The sequence below is a fragment of the Caulobacter sp. genome (genome assembly GCF_017744445.1).
In the GTDB taxonomy this organism is placed as follows: Bacteria; Pseudomonadota; Alphaproteobacteria; order Caulobacterales; family Caulobacteraceae; genus Caulobacter.
The window spans coordinates 152483-177269 of sequence record NZ_JAGIBH010000169.1 but is presented as its reverse complement, the minus strand read 5'-3'; the positions used below and the strand labels follow the sequence as shown (position 1 = coordinate 177269).

Annotated in this window: 19 protein-coding genes; 8 read left to right on the top strand and 11 right to left on the bottom strand. The window is 69.2% G+C overall.

The annotated features are described in order from the left end of the window. Positions 1 to 219: 219 nt before the first annotated feature. The 3 genes from J7528_RS25175 to J7528_RS25165 all read left to right on the top strand — a co-directional run bounded on the left by J7528_RS25175 (position 220) and on the right by J7528_RS25165 (position 4014). Positions 220 to 1752 (top strand): class I SAM-dependent methyltransferase, encoded by a 1533-nt coding sequence (locus tag J7528_RS25175; protein WP_291880329.1) that lies wholly within the window; start codon positions 220 to 222, stop codon positions 1750 to 1752. 101 nt (positions 1753 to 1853) lie between these two features. Continuing rightward, a complete protein-coding gene (locus J7528_RS25170) occupies positions 1854 to 2069 on the top strand; it encodes a hypothetical protein (RefSeq protein WP_291880328.1) in 216 nt (71 codons plus the stop codon). 85 nt (positions 2070 to 2154) lie between these two features. Beyond that, positions 2155 to 4014, top strand: a complete 1860-nt coding sequence (locus J7528_RS25165; RefSeq protein WP_291880327.1) for an AMP-binding protein — start codon at positions 2155 to 2157, stop codon at positions 4012 to 4014. A gap of 146 nt (positions 4015 to 4160) precedes the next feature. Here the strand turns inward: J7528_RS25165 and J7528_RS25160 are convergent, their stop codons facing one another. Beyond that, a complete protein-coding gene (locus J7528_RS25160) occupies positions 4161 to 6578 on the bottom strand; it encodes a M28 family metallopeptidase (protein WP_291880325.1) in 2418 nt (805 codons plus the stop codon). Between the two features lie 173 nt (positions 6579 to 6751). Further along, positions 6752 to 9268 (bottom strand): TonB-dependent receptor, encoded by a 2517-nt coding sequence (locus J7528_RS25155; protein WP_291880323.1) that lies wholly within the window; start codon positions 9266 to 9268, stop codon positions 6752 to 6754. A 236-nt stretch (positions 9269 to 9504) separates the two neighbouring features. Between J7528_RS25155 and J7528_RS25150 the strand changes: the two genes are divergently transcribed. Both J7528_RS25150 and J7528_RS25145 read left to right on the top strand, forming a co-directional pair. Continuing rightward, positions 9505 to 10962 (top strand): protein adenylyltransferase SelO, encoded by a 1458-nt coding sequence (locus tag J7528_RS25150; protein WP_291880342.1) that lies wholly within the window; start codon positions 9505 to 9507, stop codon positions 10960 to 10962. A gap of 91 nt (positions 10963 to 11053) precedes the next feature. Continuing rightward, positions 11054 to 11179 (top strand): hypothetical protein, encoded by a 126-nt coding sequence (locus J7528_RS25145; protein ID WP_291880321.1) that lies wholly within the window; start codon positions 11054 to 11056, stop codon positions 11177 to 11179. Positions 11180 to 11181: 2 nt separating this feature from the next. On the opposite strand, the gene J7528_RS25140 is transcribed toward J7528_RS25145, so the two are convergent. The 5 genes from J7528_RS25140 to J7528_RS25120 all read right to left on the bottom strand — a co-directional run bounded on the left by J7528_RS25140 (position 11182) and on the right by J7528_RS25120 (position 16953). Continuing rightward, positions 11182 to 11958 (bottom strand): polysaccharide deacetylase family protein, encoded by a 777-nt coding sequence (locus J7528_RS25140; RefSeq protein ID WP_291880319.1) that lies wholly within the window; start codon positions 11956 to 11958, stop codon positions 11182 to 11184. A gap of 11 nt (positions 11959 to 11969) precedes the next feature. Beyond that, entirely contained in the window at positions 11970 to 12806 is an 837-nt protein-coding gene (locus J7528_RS25135; protein WP_291880317.1) for a glycosyltransferase family 2 protein, read from the bottom strand. A gap of 129 nt (positions 12807 to 12935) precedes the next feature. Then, the gene (locus J7528_RS25130; RefSeq protein WP_291880315.1) at positions 12936 to 15194 is read right to left on the bottom strand and encodes a TonB-dependent receptor; all 2259 of its coding nucleotides are present in this window, start codon (positions 15192 to 15194) and stop codon (positions 12936 to 12938) included. Between the two features lie 165 nt (positions 15195 to 15359). After that, a complete protein-coding gene (locus J7528_RS25125) occupies positions 15360 to 16340 on the bottom strand; it encodes a FecR domain-containing protein (protein ID WP_291880313.1) in 981 nt (326 codons plus the stop codon). 85 nt (positions 16341 to 16425) lie between these two features. Continuing rightward, on the bottom strand, positions 16426 to 16953 hold the full coding sequence (locus tag J7528_RS25120) for an RNA polymerase sigma factor (RefSeq protein WP_291880311.1): 528 nt from the start codon (positions 16951 to 16953) through the stop codon (positions 16426 to 16428). 425 nt (positions 16954 to 17378) lie between these two features. On the opposite strand from J7528_RS25120, the gene J7528_RS25115 reads away from it, so the two are divergent. Together J7528_RS25115 and J7528_RS25110 are read left to right on the top strand one after the other, a co-directional pair. Continuing rightward, complete coding sequence (locus J7528_RS25115) at positions 17379 to 17510, top strand: hypothetical protein (protein ID WP_291880310.1); 132 nt, start codon at positions 17379 to 17381, stop codon at positions 17508 to 17510. Between the two features lie 59 nt (positions 17511 to 17569). Beyond that, positions 17570 to 18067, top strand: a complete 498-nt coding sequence (locus J7528_RS25110; RefSeq protein ID WP_291880309.1) for a hypothetical protein — start codon at positions 17570 to 17572, stop codon at positions 18065 to 18067. Here the strand turns inward: J7528_RS25110 and J7528_RS25105 are convergent. The 4 genes from J7528_RS25105 to J7528_RS25090 all read right to left on the bottom strand — a co-directional run bounded on the left by J7528_RS25105 (position 18044) and on the right by J7528_RS25090 (position 23815). Next, entirely contained in the window at positions 18044 to 20365 is a 2322-nt protein-coding gene (locus tag J7528_RS25105) for a CHASE2 domain-containing protein (protein WP_291880308.1), read from the bottom strand. The genes J7528_RS25110 and J7528_RS25105 overlap by 24 nt on opposite strands. Next, a complete protein-coding gene (locus J7528_RS25100) occupies positions 20362 to 21702 on the bottom strand; it encodes a FecR domain-containing protein (protein ID WP_291880307.1) in 1341 nt (446 codons plus the stop codon). The genes J7528_RS25105 and J7528_RS25100 overlap by 4 nt, the downstream gene beginning before the upstream one ends. A 4-nt stretch (positions 21703 to 21706) precedes the next feature. Further along, complete coding sequence (locus J7528_RS25095) at positions 21707 to 22531, bottom strand: response regulator transcription factor (RefSeq protein WP_291880305.1); 825 nt, start codon at positions 22529 to 22531, stop codon at positions 21707 to 21709. Positions 22532 to 22609: 78 nt separating this feature from the next. Beyond that, complete coding sequence (locus tag J7528_RS25090; RefSeq protein ID WP_291880304.1) at positions 22610 to 23815, bottom strand: winged helix-turn-helix domain-containing protein; 1206 nt, start codon at positions 23813 to 23815, stop codon at positions 22610 to 22612. 69 nt (positions 23816 to 23884) lie between these two features. On the opposite strand from J7528_RS25090, the gene J7528_RS25085 reads away from it, so the two are divergent. After that, positions 23885 to 24727: an aldose 1-epimerase gene (locus J7528_RS25085; RefSeq protein ID WP_291880302.1), complete on the top strand. Its 843-nt coding sequence runs from the start codon at positions 23885 to 23887 to the stop codon at positions 24725 to 24727. Positions 24728 to 24787: the final 60 nt, after the last annotated feature.

Here is a 24787-nt window from a genome sequence, read left to right as displayed (position 1 = left end):
CAGATAACGCTCACGCCGGCCATCCTCACGGGCAAGAACAGCCTGGCGGAGCGGTCGTCCGAGCCGAAACACACAAACCAATCACGGTCCCCGGGTTCGCCCGGCCGCTCCGTCGCCTCCCCACATGCCTTCAGCGGCCGTCGCCGCGTGAAGCCGAGAACCCTTGCCCTTCCAACCCCGCCAGCCCACGGTCGCCCGACTGACTCGCGGAGAGGTTTCATGAGCGCGGACTGGAGCGGCGGCTATGCGGTCGAGACGGGCTACACCTACCACACCTATCCGGAGCTGAACCCCGTCCGCGCCGCCCTGCCGCTGCTGCTGAAGGGCGTGCGGGCGCCGAAGATCGAGACGGCCTGCGAGCTGGGTTTCGGCCAGGGCTGCTCGGCGGCGGTGCACGCGGCGGCCCAGGCCGATATCGAATGGTGGGGCTGCGACTTCGCCCCGGCCCATGCGGTGTTCGCCCGGGACCTGGTGAGCGCCAGCGGCGCTCCAGCCCACTTCACCGATGACTCGTTCGAGGAGTTCGCGGCCCAGCCCGACCTGCCGGACTTCGACTTCATCGCGCTGCACGGCATCTGGAGCTGGGTCAGCGACGAGACCCGGGGGCAGATCGTGGCCTTCCTGCGCCGGAAACTGAAGCCCGGCGGCATCGTCTACATCACCTACAACACCATGCCCGGCTGGGCGGTCGCCGCGCCGCTGCGCCACCTGATGAAGCGCCATGTCGACCTGATGGGCGTCCCGGCGCGCGGGCCCCAGGCCAATCTGGGCGCGGCCCTGTCGGATATGCAGCGGTTCTTCGCCCTGGACCCGGCCTATTCGCGGATCGTCCCCGGCGTGGTCGACCGGCTGAACGGGCTGCTGAGCCAGGACCGCACCTATCTGGTCCACGAATATCTGGGCGGCCACTGGCAGCCGATGTGGTTCGCCGAGCTGGAGCAGCATCTGGCGGCGGCCAAGCTGTCGTTCGGGGCCTCGGCCTGGATGACCGACCATATCGACGGGCTGAACCTGTCGCCCGACATGCTGGGCTTCTTGGCCGAGCTGCCCGACCCGTCGCTGCGCGAGACCTTCCGCGACGTGGCGGTGCAGGCTCAGTTCCGGCGTGACTACTGGCTGCGCGGGGCCCAAACGCTGAACCCGTCCGAGCAGCGCCGCGCCTTGCGCGACCAGCGGGTGGTGCTGGCCAGGCCGGCCTCCGAACGGCCGGCGACCGCCACGGGGACCTATGCCGAGACCCGGCTGGAGGGGCCGGGCTACGACGCCCTCTATGACGCCCTGAAGGACCATCAGCCCCGCACGCTGGGCGAGCTGGAGGCGGCGATGCCCGAAGGGACGCCCTTCCCGGATATGGCCCAGGCGCTGGTGGCGCTGATGAGCCAGGGCGCGGTGCTGCCGGCCCAGACCGCCCAGGCGGCGACGCGTTCGGCGGGCACGGCGCGGGCGCTGAACCTGGAACTGGCCCGGCGGGCGGCGGAGGCGGACAATCTGGGCTTCCTGGCCGCGCCGGTGACGGGCGGGGCGCTGAACGCCTCGCGCTTCGACCAGCTGTTCTGGCTGGGGATGCAGGAGGGCGGCGGGCCCGAGGACTGGGCGCGGTACGCGGACGGGGTGCTGGCGCGGCAAGGGCAGACCCTGGTCTCGGGCGGCGCGCCGATGTCGCCGGACGCGGTGCTGGGCGCGCTGGAGGCCCAGGCGCGGGCCTTCGCCGAGAACGACCTGCCGTGCTGGCGCGGGCTCGGCGTGGCTTAGGGAGGGAGAGACAACCTGCCGCAGGGCAAGCCTGCCATCGCCCTGTCATCGTTTGCATGATCTCCTCGCGAGTCGGTGACGAGGATCGGCGGAGCGACCGGATGGCGGGCGTTGACGTTGGCGGCGTAGAACTGGACTTCACCTGCCCCGGATGCGGCGGGACCGTGCAGGCGGCGATCGACGCGGTGCGCATGCTGCCGGTGCTGGACTGCCCGGCCTGCGGCCAGCGGTTCGGCGTCGACCTGGAGGCCTTCAGCGTCCAGGTGACCCAGGCCGAGGCGGCGGCCAAGGCGGCCCGGAAGCGGCGCAAGGCTTAGGGGCGCTTCCCCGAAGGGCAACCTTGCCGCGCGACAGGTTTCCGCTACCGTCAGGATAACAACGATAACCTGAGGGAGTGAGACCATGTCGCCGCCAGACGGCGCGTCGCCCTCGCGCGACGTATCCAGCGTGCCGTTCAAGCCCCTGGCCATGAAAGGCCCCGACGTCAGCGTCGAGCGCCGGGCCGACGGGACCATCGTCATCACCTCCAACCACGCGCCGGGCGAAGGCCCCCGCTCGATCGCCCACCTGATCGCCCAGAAGGCCGCCGAGCACCCGGACCGGCCCTACATCAAGCAGCGCGAGCCCGGCCACGGCCCCTGGCGCGGCGTGACCTACGGCCAGGCGCTGCGGGCGGTCGAGGGCATCGCCCAATGGCTGCTCGACCGTGGGCTTGGCGCGAACGACAGCGTCATGATCCTGTCGGGCAACTCGATCGAGCACGCCCTGATGACCCTGGGCGCCTATGCCGCCGGCGTCCCGGCCGCGCCGATCAGCCCGGCCTACAGCCTGATCTCGACCGATCACGCCAAGCTGAAACACTGCTTCGACAAGGTCGCGCCCCGCGTCGTCTTCGCCCAGAACGGGGCGCTCTTCGCCAAGGCGCTGGAGACGCTGAAGGCCATCGACCCGACGATCGCCGTCGTGACGCTGGACGGCGAGGGAGCCATCCCCTTCGCCGAGGTCGCGGGGACTGAGCCGACCCCGGCCGTGGCGGCGGCGCGGGAGGCGGTCGGCCCTTCGACCGTGGCCAAATACCTCTTCACCTCCGGCTCGACCGGCCTGCCCAAGGCCGTGCCCCAGACCCACGGCATGATGGCCGGCGTCATCGCCGGCCAGGAGGGCATCCGCACCGACGAGCCGACGGGCGAGATCCCAGAGAGCCTCGAATGGATGCCCTGGAGCCACATCTCGGCGGGCAATATCGGCTTCAACGGCGTGCTCTGGGCCGGCGGCACCCTGCACATCGACGAGGGCAAGCCGTTGCCGGGCATGTTCGAGACGACGATCAAGAACCTGTACGAGGTCTCGCCGATCGTGTTCGGCTCGGCCCCGATCGCGTTTTCGATGCTGGCCGAGGCGATGGAGAACGACCCGGCGCTGCGAGCCTCGTTCTTCAAGAACCTGCGCTACATGGGCTATGGCGGGGCGACGCTCAGCAACGACGTCTACAACCGGATGCAGGCCCTGGCCGTGGCCGAGACGGGGCAGCGGATCCCGCTGACCACGATGTACGGCGCGACCGAGACGCAAGGCATCACCGTCACCCACTGGATCACCGAGCGGGTCGGCCTGGTCGGCCTGCCGCTGCCGGGCATCCAGCTGAAGCTGGCGCCCAGCGGGAGCAAGTACGAGGTCCGCGTGAAGGGCCCGACCGTGGCGGCCGGCTATCACAAGGATCCCGAAAGGACGGCGGCGGCCTTCGACGAGGAAGGCTTCTACAAGCTGGGCGACGCGGCGCGGTTCGTCGATCCGGAGGACCCGGCCAAGGGCCTCGTCTTCGACGGCCGGGTGACCGAGGACTTCAAGCTGGACAGCGGCACCTGGGTCAGCGTCGGCGTGCTGCGGCCCGACATTGTCGCCGCCTGCAGTCCCTACATCCACGACGCGGTGATCACCGGCCAGGACAAGCCGTTCATCGGCGCCATGCTGTGGCCTTCGCCGGCGGGGCTGGCGGCTCTGGTCGCCGATCCGGGGCCGGGCACGCCGCTGGACAAGCTCGTTTCGATCCTGCGCGAGCGGCTGGGCGCCTTCAACGCGGCGGCCGGCGGCTCGTCGCGGCGGATCGGGCGCTTCACGATCCTGACCGAGCCGCCCTCGATCGACGCTGGCGAGATCACCGACAAGGGTTACGTCAATCAGCGCTGCACGCTGGACCGCCGGGTGGAGCGGGTGGAGGCGCTGTACGCGAAGGATCCGGGCGAGGGCGTGTTCGCGGTCTAACCCTATCTCCGATTTTCCCGGCGAAAGCCGGGACCCAGATGGGAGAGCGCTGGGACGGGTTCTATCAGCGCGGCGCTCTTCCCATCAGCTCAAGCGCCTTGAGATCTGGGCCCCGGCTTTCGCCGGGGAGAACGGGTTTGAGGAGGTCACCAGCTCAGCCCGCCGCGCACCAGCACGGCGGTCTTGTCCGACATGCCATAGGCCATCAGCTCGGGCGGCTTGGCGGGCGGGGCCTTGGCCAGCTGCGGCCAGCCGTCGTGATACTCCAGCGCCGCGACCTCGACCTTGCCGGTCCCCGTGGTCGTGAAGCTCAGGGTCACGCCGTTCGGGTCGGGGGCGTGATAGGTCAGGTTCGACCACTTGCCGGGCTCGGCGGCCAGGGTGATCGGGCGACCGTTCAGGCGCGGCGTGCTGAGCGGGGCGCTGGGGCGCAGGCGGATGCTGACCATCTCGGCCCCCGGCGCGGGGATCAGGCGGACCAGCAGGCGGTCCTCGGCGCGGTCGACGGTCAGCTGCGGGGCGGCGACCGGGACGGCGCGGGTCTGCGACATCCACACCGGCTCGCGCCAGAACGGGGCCAGAGCCTCCTTCTTGGGCTCGGAGCCGCCATCGTCGGGCAGGGTCTTTTTCGTCCAGGCGTCCAGGCGCGGCTGGTCGGCGACGCGCCAGGCCTTGCCGGTCGAAAGGTCGGCGACGTGCAGGGCCGTGGTGATCGCCGGGCGCTCGGGCTCGCCCCCCAGGCGGGCGGCGTTGGCTATCAGGGCGATGCCGGCGATGGCCAGGACGCCGGCGGCGCGCCAGGCCCAGCGGGTGGCGGCGAAGTCATGGGCCAGGGGCGACAGAGCGGGGGCGGCCAGCATGGCGAACAACGCCAGGATCGCCGGCTCCAGCAGGCCGACGCCGGCGAAGGTCCAGGCGCCCCAGGCGCTGAGCTGGGCGGTCGACAGGGTAGCCAGCACGCAGAGGGCCAGCGTCAGGGCCAGGGCCACCCGCTTGTCCCGCGTGCCGCCAAAGCCGATGACCAGGGCCGCGCCGATGGCGGCGACCAGCAGCGGCCAGGTCAGCATCACCGTCGCGCCGGGGGCCAGGACCTGGGCGGCGACCGCCAGGAGCAGCAGCACGATCATCCCGCCGATCCAGGCGCCCAGGGCGTCGGTCTTGAAACCCAGCGCCAGGGCCGCGAACAAGCAGGCTGCCACGCCCAGGCCCAGGCCGATCGGATCGAAGCCGCCGGCCAGGCTGCAAGCGCCGCCCAAGGCTAGAGCGACGACGCACGGAATGACCCGCTTGGCCCCTCGCGCCTGGGCCGTGGCGACGCCCAAGCCGGCGGCGACCGCCAGGATCCCCGCGCCCCACAGCAGGTGATCGAAGCGGACCAGCAGGCCGTAGTAGCGCTGGACATCCTGGATCATCAGGGCCCGTCCGGCCAGGTGCAGCACGAGGCCGGCGCTGGAGGCGATCAGCAGCAGGCCCGCGGCACCGCGAGCGATTTCCCAGCCGCTGGCCGCGCCCAGCTTCAGCGTGCGCCAGGCGGTGACGCCGATCAGCACGGCGGCCAGGCCCAGCAGCACCCAGCCGACGACCGGCGGATAACTGATCAGGAACAGGCCCAGGACGTCGGAATAGATCGCATTGTCGGTCTTGGCCGGCAGGCTCGGCGCGTCGGCCAGGGCGCGGAGGGTCGGCAGGGCCTGATCGCCGATGTGCTGCAGGCTGCCGCGCTCCAGATGGTCGGGACGGGCCAGCGGCGTGTGATAGGCCAGCTGGTCGTCGATGAAGGCCAGGTTCAGCCCCGGCAGTCCCTTCTTCACCGCGTGGGTGAAATCGGTGTCGTTGGGCATCTTCTCGTAGACGGTCGAGGCCATCGAATTGGCCGACGGGCCCTTGGCCTCGCGGGCGAAGACGCTCATCAGCGCGCCGTTGCCGGGACCGGTCTGGAACATGGCCGCGCGGCCGGCGTCGCCGCGCGCTTCCATGTTGAGGACAAGGCCGACGCGGGCCAGCATCGGGTCGCGGGCGAAGAAGGCGTCGGCGCCCAGCAGGCCCGGCTCCTCGGCGTCGGTGAACAGGAAGATCACGTCGCGCAGGTGCGGCCCGTCGGCCTTCAGGGCGCGGGCGATCTCGAGCGCGGCGGCCGTGCCGGTGGCGTCGTCGGCGGCGCCGGGCGAGTTGTGGACCGAGTCATAGTGGCTCATGACCAGGATGGCCGGCAGCGTGCGGTCCTTGCCCGGCAGCACGCCGACCAGGTTCTGCACCGCCGCCACGCCCAGGGCGCGGCCGTCCTTGGAATAGGGCAGGAAGCCTTCGCCCGGCCGCACCGAGACCTCCAGGTCCATGCCGTTGATGCGGGCCAAGAGGTGGTCGCGGACCTTGGCGATCTCGGCCGAGCCGGTCGGGTGGGGCTTTTGGGCCATGGCCGCGACGTCGGTCATGGCGCGATCGGCCGAGAAGGCCGTGGCCGGGGCGCTGACCGACACGGACGCGGGCGGCCGCTGGCTCCAGGCGCCCAAGGCCAGGCCGATCACGAGGCAGATCCAGAACCCGAGGAAGCGGATCGTCTTCATGGGCGCGGCTCCGGCGTGTCTTACGAATCCCCCAGGCCATGCTGAGGTGATGCGGCCGGATCGCAAACCCCTCCGATCCAGGAAAAAGAAAAGGGCGACCCGGTCGCCCGGATCGCCCTTTCCCTCTTCCGAAAGCCGGCGGCGATTGGCGCGCCGCCGGTTCCCCCTCCCGGCTAGAACTTGGAGCGCAGGGTCACGCCGTAGGTGCGCGGCGCGCCCAGGAACGCATCGTAGGTGATGGTGTCGTTCGCCGGGACATAGGTCGCCTGGGTGGCGCCCAGGCCCGAGGAGCCTTGCAGGAAGCCGTTGAAGGCCACCTGGGTGTACTTCTCGTTCAGCAGGTTCTGGCCCCACAGCTCGACGGTCCAGCGATCGTCGGCCGAGCCCAGGCCCACGCGGCCGTTCACGACGGTGAAGGCCTTCTGCATCTTCGGCGGGAAGAGGTCCGAACCCGTGTTGTACGAGGACGAGTACTTCGCGCCGATGTTGAAGCGAGCCTTCAGGTCGCCGCCGACCGGGGTCTCGTAGGTCAACGAGCCCGAAGCCGAGTACTTCGGGGCCAGCGACATGCGGCTGCCCGGCAGCAGGGCCAGGGCGTTGGTCGGGTCGTTCGGGATCGGCTGGTTGCCGTACTTGGTCAGGGCGTAGGTCAGGCCGCTCTGGACCATCAGGCCCTTGATCGGCGTGAACCACAGGAAGTCGGCGTCGATACCCTTGGACTTCACTTCCGGGATCGAGCGCACCGCGAACGAGGTGCCCAGGAAGGTGTTCAGCTGGAAGTCGGTGAACTTCTGATAGAAGCCGCTGACGTTGAACAGGACGGTGCGGTTGAACAGGGTGTTCTTGACGCCGATTTCATAGCTGTCGACGAACTCGGCGGGGAACGAGGTGTCCAGGATCGGGGTCACGCCCGAGCCGCCGGTCGGCAGGCCGTTCGACGACTGGGTGCGATCCAGGTTATAGCCGCCGCCCTTATAGCCGCGCGCGAACGAGGCGTAGGTGAAGACCTCCGGCGAGAAGCGGTACGAGGCCTTGACCGTGCCGCTCCACTCCTTGTCCGTCCGGGTCTGCTGGGTGCCGCGGCCGTTGAACAGCGGGTTGGCCCAGGGCAGGCACATGTTGCCGATGACCGTGGCGGCGTTGGCCGCGCCCACGATGCCGGCGACGCGCGCCTGGCCGGCCGGCGTCAGCACCGTGCCGCAGCCGATGCCGCCGTCGCTGGTGGTCTGATAGGTGTCGAGCTTCTTTTCTTCCGACGTGTAGCGCAGGCCAGCGGTGATCTCGAACGCGTCGGTCACGTGCCAGGTGTCGTTGGTGAACAGGGCGACCGTCGTGGCCCGCTGATTGTAGCGGTCATACAGGCCCTGGCCCGGCGTAAAGGTCGTGTTCGGGGCGCGGCCGGTCAGGGCCGCGATGAAGTTGGCCACGCCGGCCGGATTGGCGGCCGAGCGCGAGAGCAGGCGGCCCAGATACTGCTCGTAGTCGTTGCCATAGAGGAAGTTGGCGCGGGTCTCGAGCCGCTCGTCGGCCAGGAAGGCGCCAAACATCCAGTCCAGCTTGTCGCTCTTGCCGGCCAGGCGCAGTTCCTGGCTGTAGGTGCGGAACTCCGAGAAGTTCGTGCCGTCCTTGTTGCGATAGGCGATGTCGGCGAGGCTGAAGTCGGAGTCCTGGCCGTTGTCGGTGCGCCAGTTGCGGATGGCCGAGATGCTGGTCAGCGTGCCGATCGGCAGGTCCATGTCGCCTTGCAGCGAAACGCCCATGTCCTCGATCTTGGCCGGAGCGCCGCGGTTCGAATAGGCCACGCGCTCATAGGGATCGGCGGTCATGGCGATCGGCGCGGCCTGGCCCGAGACCAGGGCCAGGATGCCGGCGGTCGGACCGGTGCGGATCTGCACGGCGCCGCAGCAGTTCTCGTCGCGGCGGCTGTAGTCGGCGATCACCCGGAAGGTGGAGGTGTCGTCCGGCACGAACAGCAGCTGGCCGCGCACGGTGTAGAAGTTGGAATCGGCGTCCTGGTCGCGCGTGGACGGGCCACGGCCGGTGACGACGTCGTTGAAGCCATCGCGCTTGCGGGCGGCGACGTACAGGCGTCCGGCCAGCTTGTCGCCCGACAGCGGGCCGGTGACCGAGGCCGATGCGCCCTTGGCGTCGTAGTTGCCGAAGGTCAGCTCGGCATTGGCGCCAAAGCCGAACTCGGGCTCCTTGGTGACGACGTTGATGACGCCGGCCGAGGTGTTCTTGCCGAACAGGGTGCCTTGCGGGCCCTTCAGCACCTCGATGCGCTCCATCTCGCCCAGGTCGCCGAAGCCGACGCCGTTACGGGGGCGATAGACGCCGTCGATCACCACGCCGACCGAGCTTTCCAGGCCGGGGTTGTCGCCGACGGTGCCGACGCCGCGCACGCGGGCGGTGGTCGAGGCTTCCGACGAGGTCGAGGTGACGGTCAGGCCCGGAGTCAGGATCGTCAGATCCTTGATGTCCCGGACGCCGGTGTCCTGCAACAGCTTGGCGCCGACGGCGGTGACCACCACCGGGACGTCCTGCAGGTTCTGTTCCCGCTTCTGGGCGGTGACGATGATGCTGTCGATGGTCTGGGAGTCGGCTTCTTGAGCCTGCGCGACGCTCGTGGCGCCAAGACCGGCGAGGACAACAGCGGACGCAGTGCCGCAAAGCACCTGGGTAAAGCGCATTTCCTACCTCGGTTCGTTGGCCGAAAGCGCTTGCCCGCCCCCGGCTTGTTTTTCGTTGGTCCGTCGAACGATTGTTCGAATGGATGGCCAAGGGTTAGGCGCCGCATGGGGGCTCGGCAAGCAAAATCCCTTGTCGTGGCTAGGTTCGGGAGATTTCTGTTGCCCGGAAGCGACAGCGCTCATTCGCCGTCATCGAAATTCGAAAAGGGCTTGCGCGGTCGCCGGCGGGCTCTCATCTGGCGGCCATGAGCCTTTCGTCCGCCTACCGTCCCGATCCGCGCTTCCAGGCCCTAGGGCGCGACTTTTCCGATCCGGTCGAGGCGGCCGATTTCCCGCAGGCGATCCTGCGGTTCCGCAACGATCGCGCCGCCGCAACGGTGGGGCTGGAGGCGTTAAGCGACGATGACTGGGTTCGCCATTTCGGTCGCTTCCAGCCGTTGCCGGACAACCAGCCGCTGCCGCTGGCCATGCGCTATCACGGCCACCAGTTCCGCGTTTACAACCCCGACCTGGGCGACGGGCGCGGCTTCCTGTTCGCCCAGCTGCGGGAGCAGGGGACGGACCGGCTCCTGGACCTCGCCACCAAGGGCTCAGGCCAGACGCCGTGGTCGCGATCGGGCGACGGCCGCCTGACCCTGAAGGGCGGCATGCGCGAGATTCTGGCGGCGTCGATGTTGGAAGCCCTGGGCGTGCCGACCTCGCGCGCCTTCTCGCTGATCGAGACCGGCGAGGCCCTGACCCGCGGCGACGAGCCCAGCCCGACCCGCTCGGCGGTGCTGACCCGGCTGTCGCACAGCCACATCCGCTTCGGGACCTTCCAGCGCCAGGCCTATTTCGACCGCCCCGACCTGATCGGCGTGCTGGTCGACCATGTGATCGAGACCTATTACCCGCACCTGGCCGATGCGCCCGACCGCCCGGCGGCGATGCTGGAGGCGACCATCGCGGCCAGCGCGAAGCTGCTGGCGCGCTGGATGGCGGCGGGCTTCGTGCACGGCGTGCTGAACACCGACAACATGGTCGTGACGGGGGAGAGCTTCGACTACGGCCCCTGGCGCTTCCTGCCGCGCAACGATCCCAATTTCGTGGCCGCCTATTTCGACCATCAGGGGCTCTACAGCTTTGGTCGCCAGCCCGAGGCGATGTTCTGGAACCTGCAGCAACTGGCGGCCTGCCTTACCCTTGTCACCGACCAGGCCGGGCTGCTGGAAGCGCTGAACGGCTTCAGCGACGCCTATCGCCTAGCCCTGCGCGGGGCGATCCTGGACCGGCTGGGCGTGAAGAGCCGCGATCCGGACGCGGACGTCGAGCTGGTCAACGCCGCTTTCCGCGCCCTGGCCGAAGGCGGCGAGGGGCTGCGCTGGGAGCCGTTTTTCTTCGACTGGTTCGGCGGCGAAGCCTCGACGGGCCGGGCTATGGATGGTCCGCGCGCCGAGCTCTATCGCACCGAGACCTTCGAGGCCTTCCGTCGCCAGCTGGCCGGCTTCGAGCCCGACCGGCCCGAGCGGCTGGCCGATCCGGTCTTCCAGCGTCCGGAGCCGGAGGAGATGCTGATCGAGGAAGTCGAGGCCCTGTGGGCGCCGATCGCACAGGACGACGATTGGTCGCCGCTGCATGCCAAGCTGGACCGGATCGAGGCCGCGCGTTCCGCTTACGCCCTGGGAAAGCAGGGCGACAAAAACGCCGCACCCTGAAAATTTTCGTTCGCCGGCGGAACAACCGTCAAGGTTCCGTCTTACAACTCCGGCACAGTGCCCCTCGACGAACGCCGGCCGGAGAGTCCCGATGCGCATCTTCCAACCGATCATGCTGGTCTGCGCCGTGGCCATGTCGTTCATGGGCGCGCTGGGCATTCCGGGCTGCTTCCGCGCCATTGGTGAGTGCCTGCGCGACCGCCCCGAGCCTGCCTAGGCTTAAGCTCTGAGCGCTTCCGGCTCGACCGCCGCGTCGCCCATCAGGTCGGCGCGCGCCTTGATCGGGAACACCGCCAGGAACCGTTCCAGGAACAGCCACGTGGCGTGATCGTGATCCAGGTGATGGGTCAGGAGGCCGATCGGCTCGCCCCATTGTCCGGTGAGGCGACGCTGTTGCAGCAGTCGCCGCATGCGGGTCAGGAACTTCCACTGGCCCCGGAAGCGAGCGCCGTCCTTCCAGCGCAGCACGTCCAGATGGGTGTCCAGACGAGCCACGCCATTCTCGACGCTAGCGTACTGGTCGAAGCCCGAGACCGCGCGCAGGGGCGAATCGGGCAGGGCGGCCAGCAACTGCGGCTGGAGATTGTTCCACGGCGGCACGAACAGCGACGGGCTGACGCCGGCGCGGTGGAAGGCCATGACCGTGGCGCGCAACTGGTTGCGGACCCACTCGACCTCGTCGGTCTCGACGATCTCGCCAAAGCCCCGGCCTTCCGGCTGGCGGTTCTGGTGCGTGAAGCCGTGGACGGCGATCTCAACGTGCGGGTGACGCTCGATGCGGCGAACCAGCAGCGGCAGGTGCGGGCCGGCGATCGCGGCCAGGGTCAGCGGCGCCTGGTGACGGCGCGCCAGGTTCAACAGCTGCTCCAGCGCCCCGGTCGGGCCGCGGGCGTCGTCATCGCGCCACCACAGCACAGGCGTGTGGCCAGCCTTGGCCCAGAGCCGCAGCTCCGAACCCAGCACCAGGCGGAAGGCGAGGGGCAGGCGGGCCGACACGGTTGAGGCCCTTATTGAGTGGCTTCGGCGCGGCGCAGCGGCACGGGCGCCGGCGCCAGGGCCGGACGTTCCTCGGCCCCCGCCTTGGCGCGATTGCGCAGGATCTCGCGGGCCCGCAGGTTCGACAGGATCGGGTACAGGGCGGCCATCAGCGAGATCAGGAAGCCCAGCTCGCCTTCCTTGTAGCCCTTGCGCGAGACGTAGCACTTGAAGAAGCGGCGCACGCCGCGGAAGGCGTCGTCGGGCACGCTCTTGATCTTGCCGCTGTCGGCCAGGTCCTGAGCGCGCAGGGCGGTGTAGCGGCCCAGGCGCGCGAACATGTCGGCGATGTCCTCGTCGACCATGTGCTTGATCGGCTGGGTCAGGCGACCGCCGAAGCGGCCCTCCAGCTTGGCGCCGGGATGGACACGCTCGGCCTTCCACGACTTGTGGCCGCGACGGAACAGGCGGGCGACCGAAGAGGTGCCGAACGAGCCGCCCCAGCCATGGCGGACCAGCTGGTCGCCGACATAGTTGTCGACCGGGATCTGGTACCAGTCGGCCGCGTCGGCGGCTTCAATGGTCTCGCGGATTTCCTTGGCGAACTCGGGGGTCACGCCTTCGTCGGCGTCCAGCTCCAGGATCCAGTCGCCGGTGCAGCGGGCGATGCCGGCGTGCTTGCGCGGGCCTTCGATCGGGAAGATGCCGGACACGACCTTGGCGCCGTAGTGGCGGGCCACGCCTTCGGTGCCGTCGCTGCAGCGGTCGGCGACGACGACGATCTCATCGCAGAAGGACAGGGCCGACAGGCAGGCGTGCAAGCGCAGCTCTTCGTTGTGCGCGCAGATCAGGGCCGAGAGCTTGGCCATGGCTTTATCCTCGATCGAACAGCCACGCCCCCGCAGCCGCCTCGATGAGATGACGTCGCCGCGCGGCGTCGCCCCCCGCCTGCGCGTCAAGAAATGTGTAAGCTTTGAAACAAACGGAACGCGCGGGTTCTAGAAGTTGGCCGTCAGGGCCAGGCTCCAGGTGCGGGGACGCTGCGGCGTCACCTGGCGAACCTGGCCGAAGCTGAAGGGGTTGCCATAGGCGAAGGTGTCGCTGGAGCTGTTCCAGGGATTGCTGACGAACAGCGCCGCGCGCCAGCGGTCGGTCATCAGCTGGGCCGACAGCTTGCCGGTGTAGTAGCCGCCCATCGACGGCGAGTAGCGCGGGTCGAAGGTCAGGCGAGACTCGCCGATATAGCCGGTCTCGGCGGTCAGCATCAGCGTGGTCAGGGCCGTGATCGGGCGCTGGTAGGTGATCAGGCTGCCGAATGAGACGTCAGGCACGCCGGGCAGACTGGCGGTGTCGGCTATGCCGTATCCGGGCTCGATGCGGGTCAGCTTGGGCTCGTTGAACAGGGCGTTGCCGCTGATCGTCAGGTGCGGCGTGGCGCGCCAGGCGGCCTCGACCTCCAGGCCCCGGTTGCGGCCGTCGCCGATATTGGCGGTGTAGGACAGGCCCGAGGCGAAGTATTGGTCGGTCTGGATGTCGCGCCAGTCGTCATAGAACAGCGCCGCCCGCAGGTTCACGCGGCCCCGGAACGGATTGAGCGTCGCGCCGATCTCATAGTTGCGCAAGTGGTCGGGCCGGAAGGTCCGCCGCGTCTCGCTGGGCGTGGTCAGGCCCCCGGAGTTGAAGCCGCCGGCGCGATAGCCTTCCGAGCTGAGCGCATAGATCAAGCCGCCGCCGGACAGGTCGCGCTGCACCGAGACCTTGGGCGAGAAGCCGCTGAACCCGGCCTCGCGGTCCAGGTCGCGCGAATTGCCGGGATAAGGAGCTGTCACGTACGAGCGGGTGTGGACCGTGGTCTTGAACGCCCGCCCGCCCACGGCCGCCTTCCAGCCCGCGCCGAGGTCGTAGGTGGCTTCGCCATAGAGGGCGTATTCGTTCAGCCGGTCCTTGCGATCCTCGTCGTAGTAGCTGCGGGAGATGTTGCCGACGCGGGCGCGCAGGTCGGCGTCGCCTTCCTCGATGCTGGTCGCCAGGAAGCCGCCGACCATGAAGCGCAGACGACCGATCTCGGGCGCGGTGTAGATCAGGTCCTGCACGGCCATGCGCACGCGCGCGGACTCGTCGTACAGGCCCAGCTCCACGGCCTCCTCGGCGAACTCGGTAAGGGCCAGGGTGGCGTCGTAGCGGCTGGCGTAGCGGTGGGTGACGTAGCCGGTGACCGACTCCAGCTGGCCCCAATCGCCCGAGCCGGTGATCTTTAGCGAGGTCTCGGACAGGCGGTTGCGGTGGGTCTCGCGCACCTGGTTGGCGCGGCGGGGGCCGCCGGGGGCCAGGGTGACGTACTGGGTGTCCTTGGACGAGACGTTCTGCACCGCGCCGCCCAGCTTGACCTGCCAGTCGCCCAGGTCCAGCCGCCAGGCCGCGCGGCCGCCCTGGCGCGTGGTCTTGTCGACGTTGGACAGGCGCAGGTTGACGTCGTCCAGATAGCCGCCGTCGACATCGTGATAGGCCGCCGCCCGGAAGGCCGATTTCTGACCGATCGGCGCGTTGACCACGCTCTCGAAGCGATAGCTGTTCGAGCCGGACTCGGTGGTGGCGATGGTCGAGCCGATCGAGGCCGAGTAGGTCCCCAGTTCCGGCTGACGGGTGACGATGCGATAGATGCCCGACAGAGAGCCGCCGCCGTACAGGGCGCCTTGCGGCCCGCGCAGCACCTCGATCCGGTCGACGTCGATCAGGCGCAGGTCGGGATCGGGGGCGTTGTAGTTGACCGGCACGTCGTCGAGATAGGTGCCGACCGTCGACTGGGTGCGGCCGGTGAAGGTGCCGTCCGACAGGCCGCGCAGCAGGATCTTGTTGCGCGCCGCGCCCAGGTTGGTGGTGATGAAGCCGGCGGTCTGGCGAGCCACCGAGCCGGTCTCGCCGACGCCGGTGTCCTGCAGCTGCGGCGAGCCGATGACGCTGACCCCGCCGGGCAGGCTGCCCAGCCGCAGGGGGCGCTTGCCGGCGTTGATGATCAGGGGCGCCAGGGGCGCGACCGGCTCGGGCGTGGTGACCGTGGCGCGGGCCGTGACGACGGGCCGGGGCGGCGGTGGGACGGGACGGATAGGCGACAGGCGGACGGTCTGGCTGTCGATGAAGCTATAGGCGCAGCCCTTGCCGGCGATGGTGCGATCCAGGGCCTGGCGCAGGTCGAAAGTCCCCACCAGCGGAACGCCGGGACCCTTGCAGGCCTCGACCCCGCCGATCGTGACGCCCATGCGCACGCCTAGCTCGATCAGGGTCTCGGCGACGGTTGGTTTGCGGATGTCCAGGCGCGCGCGCGTCGGTGCGGCGGTCGCGGCTTGCGCGCTGACGCCTAGACCCAGAATGCTGGCGGCAAGAAGATGCGAAGCCCGTCTCAGGATCGGGCTCGCGGACGAACGTCAATTCGGCGTGGAGGCTTTTCCGCGCAGGACAATCGAATCATCAGTCGGCGTCGCCGAAATCGGCATGAGGCTGGTCAGGCGGCGGACCATCGCATCCTGCCCATCCACGATCAATACGCCGGAGAACTTGAGATTCGCCGTGTTTTCACCTTCGAGGCGAAGCGGACGCTCGAAGTAGTGGTTCATGTCGCTGACGATGCGACCCAGCGACTGGTCGCGATAGACCAGACGGCCCGAGCGCCAGCCTACCTGATCCTCGGCCGCGACGTTGCGGACGACGATGCCGTTGGCGCCTTCGACGTGCTCGAGCATCTGGCCGGGACGCAGGCGCACCGGTGATTCCTCGCCGTCGGTCGAGACCTCGACCAGGCCGCGCAGCACGGTGACGGTCAGCTGGCCGTCGCGGCGGCGGACGTCGAACTTGGTGCCGACCACGCGCACGGTCTCGTCGCCGGCGGTGATCAGGAAGGGGCGGGCCGTGTCATGGGCCACGTCGAACAGGGCCTGGCCGTCGTGCACGGTGACGCGGCGGGCTTCCTTGTCGAAGCGGACCGACAGGTGCGAGTCGGTGTTCAGGTCGATGTGGCTGCCGTCCGCCAGCTGGACCGCGCGGTTCTCGCCCTTGCCCGTAGTGTACAGCGTGTCGGGCTGGGGCAGCAGTTCGCCCCAGGGTGCGACGACGATGGCGACGGCCGCCGCGGCGGCCGCGGCGCCCAGACCGCCCAGCCAACGCCAGTCGATCGTGAAAGCTCGCTTGGCCGCCACGGCGCGCCTCGGTACGGCCAATTCCCCCCGGACGGCCGAACCTCGCTGGAAGATCTCCTCGTCGACGGCCTGGATGGCGTCATACGCCTCCTGCGCGCCGGGCTCATTGAGCCAGGCGTCAAACGCCAGCCAGTCGGTCTCATCGACCTCCGGCCGCTGCAGTCGGGTCAGCCAATCGGCCGCCTCTTGCAGATGTTGCGCTGACCGGCTCATCCGGCGTTGCTCCGACGAGGATCCATCATCCCCCAGACCGTAGACGGCGCCGATGAGCATCGTCCCCCATGTGCGAATGCATAAATCACCGGAGGCGCCTCGTCAGGGTCTTTAAGGCCGAGCTTATGTGTTTTTCGACCGTGCTGACACTGATGCCCATGCGCTTGGCGGTTTCCACGTGGCTGTGGCCATCCAGCTTATGCAGCTGGAAGGCCTGGCGGGTCTTCTCGGGCAGGTCCTCGACCGCCTCGACCAGGGCCTTCAGCCGCTGACGGCCGGCGACGACCTCGTCGGCCGCTGGTTCGTCGGCGACCTCCTGGCCGGCGAAGCTCGTCGTATTGACGCTGCGCCAGTCATTGTCGCGCGTCCCCGACCGCTTCTGGCTGCGCAGGCGGTCCAGCATCAGGTTCTGGCCCATGCGGTGCAGCAGGGCCGAGGGATTGTCGATCGGACCCACGGCCTCCATGCCGCTGATCTTGAGATACAGGTCCTGGATCAGGTCCTCGGCCTCGGCGCGCGAGCCCAGGCGCGCGGCGAAGAAGCGCACCAGATTGGCGCGCTTTTCCTCGTACAGGCCCAGCAGTGCGGCCTTGTCCGAGTCCGCTACGCTCAAAAGATCACCCACATCCGCCAGTTCGCCGCCCCTCAGGGCGCAGCACTATCCATCTTTTCGGCGGAAAGACGATCGTTTGTTCGACCATCCGTCCCCACACCCGGAACGCTGGAATAAGCCACGGCGCGGGCGGGGAAAAGGCGCTTGCGTGGTCCAATGGCGGCGTTTTCCTACCGAAGCTTCGAATTATTTCAGCGCGCGGCAAGGAGGCGCCTCGACGGGCGGCGGATGTCGTGTGGCGAAATGCCGCGGCGGCAGGGCGCGACGGGCGGCGTCTCGCGCGAAGCCTTTGTTAAGGGCCAAATGTCCGAGTTCGGCGCGTCTAGATAATGTAATCCATTGTAAAAACAGGGCCGCAACCTCTGGCCGCGCTTCCCATCCTGCTCTTTAACCTTGTTCAACGCGATTGGGAGCGCGGAACAAGAATGAGCCGGACCAGCGTCATGTCGCAGCCCCCGGGCCGTCGCCGCCGCCTGGCGCCGCTGTTCCTGGCCTTCGCCTTGGCGGCCTTCTTCTGGCTGGTCATCGCCGCGCTCCTGGGCGCCTGGCTAGCGTGACCGGGCGGCCAAGCCGCGCTATCTTCTGAACGATCGTGGTTTTCGGGGGCGAAAAGATCATGCGCGCACCTAAGCTTGTCCTGGCCGGAGCGGCGCTCCTGGCGCTGAGCGCCTGCGCCACGCCGCATGCGGTGGGGCAGGGCGATGTGTCCGCCGTGAAGGGCGCGGCGGTCGCCGCCTTCGCCAGCCAGGCCGACGGCGATGACGCCGCCTTCGCAAAGGCCGTGCAGGCCCAGGCCATCGGTCGCCTTGGCGGGGTGACCGGCGGCTCGCCGGCTTATCTTGTCCAGGTCGGAGTCGCGGTCGCGCCGCCGGCCATGGGCGTCTCCTCCGCCGCTGGCGCCCTGGATACGACCGCGTGGCGCAGCCAGGCCGAGAAGCGGCGCTGGTGGCAGTTCTGGGGCGGCAAGGGTCCGGCGCGCACGGTCACCCTGGCGGTCGTGGACGCCAAGACCGGCAAGACCACGGCCTGGTCGTCGATCCGCGTCCGCAAGGGCGAGGCCGCCGAGGTCGCCGACCTGCTGGTCTACGCCCTACAGGCGCCCGCCAAGAGCTGAGGCCGGTTCCACGCTGAGGCCGTGACGCGGCAGGCGCACGGTGAATTCCGCGCCGACGCCCGGTTCGCTGCGGCACGAGACCTCGCCGCCGTGGCGGGCGACGGCGGCGTGCACGAAGGCCAGGCCCAGACCCACGCCATTGGTCGCGAAGTCGTGGCCGGGGCGCTCGAAACGCTCGAAGGGCCTGAAAGCGGTCGCCGCTTCTTCGCGTGAAAAGCCTGGTCCCTGGTCGGCGATGGCCACATTGGCGGTCGGACCGTTGGGCGATGGCTCTTCGGACAGGGTGACGGTGATGGTCGAGCCCTCGGGGCTGTACTTCACCGCATTGCCCAGCAGGTTGACCAGGGTGCGGGCCAGGACGCTGCGGTCGCCCAGCACCATCAGCGGGATGTCATCGCCGACCTGCTTGATCTTGATCTTGCGCTGCGCCGACTGGGGCCAGACTTCGTCGATGGCCTCGATGGCGACGTCGGACAGGTCGACCGGCTCGAGCGACACCGGCGTCACCTCGGCCCGGGCCAGCTGCACGAAGCCGTCGGCCAGGGCCAGGGTGCGCTTGGCATAGGCCGACACGCGCTGAGCCAGTTCGGGGGGCGCGTCGGGCGTGGTGGCCAGCAGGGCCAGGATCGAGGTCTGCGGCGAGCGCATGTCGTGGGTCAGCAGCTGCAGGGCCTGCTCGCGCTGGCGCATGGCCGCCGTCAGGATCGAGATGTCGGCCAGGCGTACGATCCAGCCGGCCCCGGCGCCGACCTCGTTGGTGCGGAACACGGTCTGCAGCTGGTAGGCGCGGCCGTCGGGCAGGTGCAGATCGATCGGCTCGTGGCGCTCGGTCTCCTGCGGCCAGTCCAGCTCGAAACGGCGCCCCAGCGGCTCCAGGGTGTTGATCAGGTCGGCCAGGGACGCGCCGTGCAGTACGACCTGCGAAGGGCGAAACAGCGTCTGGGCGGCGGCGTTGGCGGCGATCACCCGGCCGCGCGCGTCGGCGACCAGGGTGGCGTCGGGCAGGCTGAACAAGGCGTCGGCCGAGAAGCGACGCAGATCGTCGATGCGGGTGATCGCCTCGCCCAGGTCCAGCGCCTGGCGGGCGACGACGTCGCTCTCGAACTCCTTGGCGGTCTCGCGAGCAGGCGCGCCCCGACCCCGCACGATGCCGCGCACCCGGGCCAGCTCGCGACCCAGGAGATCGTTGACCCGACCCAGCTGCATCCAGCCCCAGACCAGGGCGACCAGCTTCAGGCCGATGACGGTGGTGATCGGCGACAGCCAGAAGTGGCCCAGCCAGAACATCGCCGCCGAATAGGCCAGGCCCAGCAGGCACAGGCCGATGGTCAGCACCAGGTTGGCGCGGGGCGGCAGGACCAGGAAGCCCACCATCAGCAGCCAAAGCAGGGTGAGGCTGAAGGCCACGCGGCCCCACGGTCCGGCCGGCTTGACCATCAGGCCGCTGCGCAGGCCGTCCAGGATCGAGGCCTGCAGCTGCACGCCGGTCATGCTGGCGGCGTCGGGGGTCACCGGGGTCGGGAAGGCGGGGCCCAGGCCCGGCGCGGTCAGGCCGACAAAGACGGTGCGGCCGGCGATCAGCGAGGGCGGCACCTCGCCCTCCAGCACGCTGGCGAAGCTGACATGGCGATAGATCGACGGCGGGCCGGCGAAGGGGATCAGCAGGGTCTGGTCCAGGCCGCGGGTCGGGTCGCGGTCGCTCGGCGCACGGGTGGCGCGGTGGACCACGGTCATGAGGTCGGGGCTGAGATTGGGGCCGTTGGCCTCGAACGGGGCCATGCGGCGCACCACGCCGTCGTCGTCGAACCGCACGTGGGCCAGGCCGACCCCGGCCGCGCCATGGGCGATCTCCTGCGTCGAGCCGACGATGCGCGGCGGCGCGTCCGCCCCGGCGTCCTGCAGGAACTGGGGCAGATAGACCTTGCCCGAGCGGGCGATCGCCTCGCCCAGGGCGCGGTCGTGGGATGCATCGGGCGAGGGCTGGCTGAACAGCACGTCGTAGACGATGGTCTTGGCGCCCGCCTCGTTCAGCCGGTCGACCATCGCGCCATGGACGTCGCGCGACCACGGCCAGGCGCCCAACTCGGCCAGGCTGCGGTCGTCGATGTCGACGATCAGGATCGAGGCGTCGGGTACGCGGCCGTTGGAGCGGGCCAGCACGTCGTACAGCACGTCGTCCACCCGCTTGGGCGGCGAGACGGCGAAGACGGCGAACACCAGGCTGGAGACGATCGCCAGCAGCAGCCACGACAGCAGCCTACCGCCGCCGCGCTGGGCCCTGGCGCCGCTCAGTGTCACTTGCCGATCTGCAGGGTTTGCAGCGCTCCGACCTTCTCGGTCGTCGTCCCGTTCTTGAAGCGGACGGCGACGACGCGCCAGGCATAGGCGCCCGGCGGCAGGTCGGTCAGGGTCACTTGCGGTTCCGACAGGCCCGGCTGGTCGACTAGCGGAACCTTCCGGCCCTCATTGAACAGCTGGAAGCGGTACACCCGCACGCCGTCGCCGGCCGAGCTCCAGCGGAACAGGAACTTGCGGTGCTTGCCCTCGCTGCTGGAGGCGGGCGCGCCGGCGTCCAGGGTGTCGAGGTCGCGGTCGAAGCTGTAGTCGGCCGGGAAGCCTTCCAGCCCGCCGCCGTCCAGGGCGGTCAGGCGGACGAAATAGGTGCCGTTGGCCACCTCGCCGAAGTCGGCGGCCGGCTCCTTGGTCGTGGCCTCGGCGAAGATGTCGACGAAGCCGGCGTCGCGCGACAACTGCAAGCGATAGGACGCCGCGCCCGTAAGGGGCTCGACGGTGAAGTGGACGGTCTTGTCGCCCTGGGTCTGGCCGCCGGCGCCCAGCTTCGGCGCGGGCAGCAGCTTGACGGGCGCGCTGACGCCGCCCGCCGTGGCGCTGACGCCAAAGCCCGCCGGCACGGGCGGATTGGCCGAAGCCACCGCGCCCGGATCGACGCCCACCGCGCCCTTCAGAACCTCGGTCTGGGCCTTGTCGCCATCAGCGCCGACGCGGAACTCGGTGCCGCGCACGGCCGAGACCGACACCGGGGTGCGGACCTCGAACTGGCCGGCCGGATTGGTGGTCGGGGTGGCCGAGATCGTGCCGCGGCCCTGGTCCAGCTGGAACACGCGCTGCGGGGCGTTGTTGATCAGCACCTGGCGCAGCTTGGCGATGCGCACGCGGGTGTTGGACGGCAGGGTGACGCGCGAGGCGTCTTCCAACTCGAAGGTGGCGAAGGCATTGGCGCCGGTGATCACCACCTGGCCCTCGGTCAGGGCCATGCCGACGCGGGCGGGCGCGCGCTGGCCATTGGTCTCGATGAACACCGGACCGGTGAAGGCCGACAGGCTGGCGGCGATCGGCGTCGACTTCAAAAGGTTCGGATCGATGTTAAGCTGCGAGCCGGGGCGCAGGCGCTTGGGCTGCTGCACCTTGTTGGCCTTTTGCACGGCCCGATAGTCGCCGGGCTTGTTCAGATAGGTCCGGCCCAGGCCGATCAGGGTGTCGCCCGGCTTGACCACATAGGCCACCGGCGCTTCGCCGGCCGTCCCCGCCGGATTGGGCCGCGCCTGCGCAGCCGCGCTCGACGCCCCCAGCACCGACGCCAGAAGGATGAGGCTCGCCCCCGCAGCCTTGTTCATAGTCTCAGTCCCCTCCGCCGGCGCCTGCTTCCGCCGTTTCGGGATCGCAGGCCTCCAGACGATAGCCGAAACCGTAGACCGTGCTCAGCCTGAAACCGTTGCTGGGTCTCAGATGCAGCTTGGCGCGCAGGCGCGAGACGTGCGCGTCCAGGGTCCGGGTCTCGAGATCGGGCCGCTGTCCCCAGATCCGGCGCAGCAGATATTCGCGCGACAGCGGACGGGACAGGTTGTTGAACAGCAGGGATGCCAGCTGGAATTCCTTGGGCGTCAGGGCCTCGACGTGACCGTTCCAGCTGGCGGTCTGGGCGCCGGGGTCCAGGCGATACTGGCCGTGCTGCTCGGTCTGCGGCTGGACCGGCGGACGGTGGATGCGGCGCACCACGGCGTTAACCCGGGCTAGCAGCACCTGAGGTTGCAGCGGCTTGACGATGTAGTCGTCGGCGCCGGCGTTCAGACCCGCGACCAGGTCGGCCTCGATCGAGCGGCTGGTCAGCAGCAGCACGGGAGGCGCGGTGGCCGGATCCTCACGCAGCAGCTTCAGTGTCTCCACGCCCGACAGCTCGGGCATGTTCCAGTCCAGGATCACCAGGTCGAACGTCTGCTTGCGCAGTTCGGCCAGGAAACGCGACGGTTGGGTGAAGCTGGTGCAGGTGAAACCCGCAGGATCGAGCACAGAGGCGACAAGCGCATTGTGGCTTTGATCGTCGTCGAGCAGGGCGACTTTCATCTGGTCCATTAAGCTGGGAGGTGGCGCGCCTCGCGGGGGAGCGAGACGCGCCGCGGTCAGCTCACTGTCGGTGGGGCGACGAGAAGGCGACCAGCCATCCATCTGTACCTTGCCCCGCTGCCTGTTGCTCGACTTTGAGCAGCATTTTTACAATGCTTTACAGTCAGGTCGAGGTCTCTTTCACGTCCCTGAGCGGACGATTGAACCCAGATCGAGCGCGAGATCGCCCGTGGGGCGAACTTCCACGCCGGAAAGCCCCAGCCAGGACGCCATAAGGGCTAGCTCGCCCGCCAGCCTGTTAGCGGTCTCACCGTTGGCGTCCGGTTCGGCATGGGCGGCCAGCACCAGCAGCTTGCCGGCCTTGCGGTCGGCTTTCAGGTCCACGCGAGCGGTGATCGCCTCGTCCTGAAGAAAAGGCAGAACATAGTAGCCGTGGGTGCGCTTGTGGGCCGGGGTATAGATCTCCAGTCGCACGCGGACGCCAAACATTCGCTCGGTTCGCTCCCGAAACCAGATCAGGTTGTCGAACGGCGAGAGTAGGGCGCTGGCCTTCACGCGCCGGGGCGCGGGCATGTAGGGCCAAAGATAGGCCGGCTGATCCCAGCCCTCAACTTTGACGGGCGTTAGAATCGTTTCCTCGACCAGCTCAGCCACGGCCTTGCGGGTGTCGGCCACGCCGAGGCGGAAATAGTCGCGCAGGTCCCGTTCGGTAGACACCCCCATCGCCTTGCCGGCAGTCGCGAGCAGGGAACGATGAGCCTCGCCACGATCCGGCGTCGGCGTCTCGCTGACCGCCCACAGCACGCGATCGGGCAAATCATAGACCCGTTCGAAGCTGCCCCGGCGCGTGGCGGTGGTCAGGCGGCCGGTCCAGAACAGGCATTCCATGGCCCGCTTGCCTTCGCTCCAGCCCCACCAGCCGCCAGCGCCCTTCGCGCCCAGTTCCAGCTCCGAAGCCGCCATCGGACCGCGCTCGGTGATGGCCGCCAAGGCCTGCTCGATGAAGTCGGCGTGGCTGTGCAGGAAGGCCGAGACGTTTTTCCAGACACCGACGCCCTGAGCGGCGTCCTCCATGCGCCAGCGCAGCTGCGGATGGATCCACAGCGGCGTCAGCGAGGCCTCGTGCGCCCAGTACTCGGCCAGCGCGCGCTTCTTCCCCCAAGCCAGGTCGTCCAGCAGGGTCCGGTCGTAGGAACCCAGGCGCGAGAAGAACGGCAGGTAGTGCGAGCGCGAGAGAACATTGACCGAGTCGATCTGCACGACGCCCAGGGCCTCGATCGTGGAGAGCAGGTGGCGCCTGCCGGGCGCGGCCGGGCGGGGGCGTCCGAAGCCCTGGGCCGCCAGGGCGATGCGCCGCGCGTCCTTGGCGGAAAGGGTCTCGACCATGCGGGCAGTTGAGCTTGCGTCGAGACGGGGCGCAAGGCAGTGAGACCGCTAACAATCGGGAGCCAGATCATGACCGCCATCGAAAAGGGCCAGGCCCGCCTCGTGCTCGCCCCTGAGGTCGGCGGCGCGATCGCCGCCTTCACGATCGGCGGCCGTGACGTGCTGCGGCCGATGGCGGCCGGCGCGACCGACGCCCTGCTGGCGTCGAGCTTCCCGCTGGTCCCGTTCTGCAATCGCATCCCGAATGGCCGCTTCACCTTCGAAGGCCGCGAGGTCGTGCTGCCGCCGAACCTGGCCGGCCACCCGCACACGCTCCACGGCCAGGGCTGGCGCGCGGCCTGGACGGTCGATAAGGCTGAAGGCGGAGAAGCGGTCCTGTCCTACGACCACGCGCCCGGCGACTGGCCGTGGGCCTACCGCGCCGAGCAGCGCATCGTGCTGTCCGAGACCGGTTTCCGCGCCGAACTGACCGTTAGCAACACGGGTGATACCGCCATGCTGGCCGGCCTGGGCTTCCACCCCTATTTCCCGCGCCGCGACGGCGAGGTGCTGACGGCGGCCAATGACGGGGTCTGGATGATCGACGCCGATGTCCTGCCGACCGTCCACCACGCGGGCCCGTGGGAAGCCGACTGGGCCGCCGGCGCGGCGGTCGAGGGCCATGGCCTGATCGACCACTGCTACACCGGCTGGAACCAGCGGGCGGTGCTGAGCGCGCCGGGGCAGCCGGACACGATCGTCACGGCTTCTCCGGAATGCCGCTGGTTGCACGTCTACGTGCCGCCGGGCGAGGATCACTACTGCGTCGAACCCTGCGCCAGCCGCCCCAACCCGTTCGGGGAAGGGGAGACCGGCATGGTGACGCTTCAGCCGGGCGAGAGCCACAGCATCTGGATGGAAGTCCGCGCCTAAACCCCTCTCTCATGGAGAGAGGGAGGGGCCCGCCGCGTAGCGGTGGGAGGGTGAGTGGGT